Here is a 1,025-nt window from a genome sequence, read left to right on the forward strand (position 1 = left end):
CAGATCACCGGGTTGCAGGCGCAGGTCGACAATCAGCGTCTGTTCCGAGTCTCGGCGCTCGGTAGTGGCAAGAGCGCAGAATTTGGGGCGGGCTTCAACGATGCGGTCACGGGCCAGTCGCTTGCCACGTCTAGTCGAAGCTGGATGCTCGCCACGGTCGACGCAGCGGGAGTGGTAAAAAGCTATGGGATCTATGACGTCTTCGGCACGGCTTCGCGCCGAACCGACTTCGTCAATGATCTCAACGCTTTGCCTCGCGGGGTGACGACGGTCGTCTGGACGTTCGATGAGCCGTCGAGCGGTATGACCGACGACATACGGACAGCGCTGGTGCGGCACGGCGCGACGCTTGCTGCGCTCAAGGCGATTGCCTATCGCTCGGCATATGTCCTTGTCGGCTTCCCGGATGCAGGGGAGGGTGGAGGAACCGAGAAGGTTTCGACCACCGGCGTCGTGTACACGTTCGCTGTCGTCAAGGGCAAGCCGCTTGCAAGTGGTGGCAGTGCGCCGGCCGTGGCGGCGATGGCGGCCGTCACGACCGAGACCGCGGCGCGGGCAGCGGCCGACAGTGCGCTGGGCACGCGAATCGACACCGTCTCGGCGAAAACCGATGCTGCGGCCGCCGCGGTGACGAGCGAGACGACGGCTCGCACGTCGGCCGATTCAGCCCTCGGTCAACGGGTTGACGGCGTGGTCTCGCGCGTGGGCACTGCGGAGGCGGCCATCCAGTCGAACGCGAGCGCGACGTCGACGCTCTCGGGAAAACTGGCTGCGTCTTACTCGCTTAAAACGCAGATCACGGCTGACGGCAAGCGGTATGCCGCCGGCTGGGCTTTGGGTGTCGAGGTGGACGCCGGCATCTCGCAATCACAGTTTCTCGTGATGGCAGATCGCTTTGCGGTGCTGTCGCCGGATGGCAAATCGACGGCCGTACCGTTTGCGATCGAGAGCGGGCAGATGATTGTGAACCGGGCGCTCATCAAGAACCTGGATGCAACCAACATCAATGTCGCGAACCTGTCGTC

1 protein-coding gene is annotated in these 1,025 nt (G+C 63.9%); it reads left to right on the top strand.

The window, feature by feature from the left end:
• Window positions 1-1,025: phage tail tip fiber protein (locus BLU54_RS23000; RefSeq protein ID WP_139169813.1), on the top strand; the 1,025-nt coding region annotated here is incomplete at both ends.

This window comes from Chitinasiproducens palmae (genome assembly GCF_900095735.1).
GTDB classification, from domain to species: domain Bacteria; phylum Pseudomonadota; class Gammaproteobacteria; order Burkholderiales; family Burkholderiaceae; genus Chitinasiproducens; species Chitinasiproducens palmae.